Raw genomic sequence first — 2,156 nt, 5'->3', positions numbered from 1 at the left:
CGGGAATACACTGTCCGTTAAAACAGATCGAACCCTCAGGACACTCTATACCCGCACATAACGGATCCCCTGCTTCCATCAAAATCACCGCATCCGGTACATCTGCAGTCACAGGACCAAAGGATGCATTCAGGTAGCCCGATTTGGAAAAATTAAGGCTGGATCCATAGCTAAGCTGTACGCTGAAATTCCCCTCGGAATCCGTAAACACATCCTGAGTCCAATCAAATTGACAAAGCGTACACTCCCCATCCAATGTTATTTTTGCTCCGGCTAACGGCTCATTGGTATCCAAATCCCGGACAGTTCCCGTAACCGTGAGAATCTCGGGAATACACTGTCCGTTAAAACAGATCGAACCTTCAGGACACTCTATGCCCGTGCATAACGGATCACCTGCTTCCATCAAAACCACCGCATCCGGCACATCTGCAGTCACAGGACCAAAGGATACATTCAGATAGCCCGACTTGGAAAAATTAAGGCTGGATCCATAGGAAAGTTGGACATTGAAATTACCCTCAGAATCCGTAAACACATCCTGAGTCCAATCAAATTGACAAAGCGTACACTCCCCATCTAATGTTATTTTTGCACCGGCTAACGGTTCATTGGTATCCAAATCCCGGACTGTTCCCGTAACCGTGAGAATCTCGGGAATACACTGTCCGTTAAAACAGATCGAACCCTCAGGACAAAGACCTCCACAAGGATTAGGTAGGACTTCTACTTGAACAGAAAGCTCTGCAGAGCATCCATTTTGGTCTGTTATCAAAACTGTGTAGACTGTGGTTTCGGTAGGCTGCACCGTAATACTAGCTGTTGTTTCCCCAGTACTCCACAAATATTCTACACCTCCTGTAGCCTCAAGAAGCAGGGATTCCCCTTCTACAATTGAGGTATCTTCGGTGACAGATACAATGGGGACAGGATAATTTTCCACAGATACAGTCAATTCATCATTTTCTCGATTGATGTCCCCTTCAAGAATCAGAAAGACCCTTAGATCATAAATTCCCTCATTAAAGAAATCAGCTGATTGAATAAAAGTGTAAGTAAAAGTACCATTGCCTGGAAGAAGGTTTTCTCCTGAAACCTCTTCTATCACAGGAGTTCCTCCATTAATAGAGTATCCCAAGCTAAAGACCTCTACAGGAGTAGAACTTAAATTGGAAACTTCAACAATGATTTTTTCTGCCTCACTCAAATCACAGGACGATTCAGGACTGAGCACTGCAGAAATAGCCAGATCATAATTCTCAAAGGTAGCTTGAGTCGAGGTATAGGCTGGAGCCAAATACAATTCACCCTGTTCAGAAACGGTATATTCGAAAAATGCCAAATGATAAGTGACTCCGGGACTCAATCCTGCAAGACTGAAATTTTCATCCAGACCGTTGTAAACCACAAAATTTCCTGAACCAATCTCATCCCCTTGGCCAAAAGTCGAATTTGCAGAATAAGATGCAAAATCAGCAGGACCGGCATTGACAGCAGACCCTGCCCTAGCCAATACCAGTCTTCTAGTTCCATTTCCTTTGACAAAAGAAACATCAAATGAATTGAAACCAATGTTGGAATAGGTGGCATTCGAAGTCTGAACAGTTGGTCTTTCTCCAAAAGTGGCCAAAGCAAAAGAATATCCCGGTCTGAGGTAAAGCTTGGCTTGGGATCCATTGTATTCAAAAAGCGCAAAATTATAATTGGTACCCGGCTCAAGGTTGGTAATATTTACATTGTTTCCGTTACCGGCTGCAAGTGCAAAGTTTCCTGTTCCTATTTCAGTCCAGCTTGTCCCAAAGTTGGCAGAAGTGCTGTAATTGGTAAGATCCTGAGGCTCCACATTTACAGGCCCATCCTTTCTTCCGATCAAAATCCGATTTGCACCATCGCCCCGAGTCCAGGAAATATTGATAGAGTTATTACTTCTGCTACTGATAAAGGCATTGCTGGATTGAATCATTGGAGTTGAAAGAGTGCTTCCAGTTCCTGCCAAATAGGGATCAGTGAGGTAAAAAGTTTCCGATCCTGTTCCATTGTATTCAAATACTGCAAAATGATACGTGGTACCCGGTTCCAGCCCATATAACCACTCTGCCATAGCTGTCCCATTAGAGACCACAAACTCACCCGGTGCAATCTCCATCCCGGAGCCA

Annotated in this window: 1 protein-coding gene; it reads right to left on the bottom strand. The window is 44.1% G+C overall.

The genetic code is table 11. The features are described from left to right. Positions 1 to 2,156 (bottom strand): carboxypeptidase-like regulatory domain-containing protein (locus tag ACFSKV_RS18950; RefSeq protein WP_380806463.1); only part of this gene is annotated, 2,156 nt, incomplete at both ends.

This window comes from Shivajiella indica, assembly GCF_042683085.1.
Lineage (GTDB): Bacteria > Bacteroidota > Bacteroidia > Cytophagales > Cyclobacteriaceae > Shivajiella > Shivajiella indica.
The sequence above is the reverse complement of the archived record's forward strand: the minus strand, read 5'-3'. Positions and strand labels throughout refer to the sequence as shown.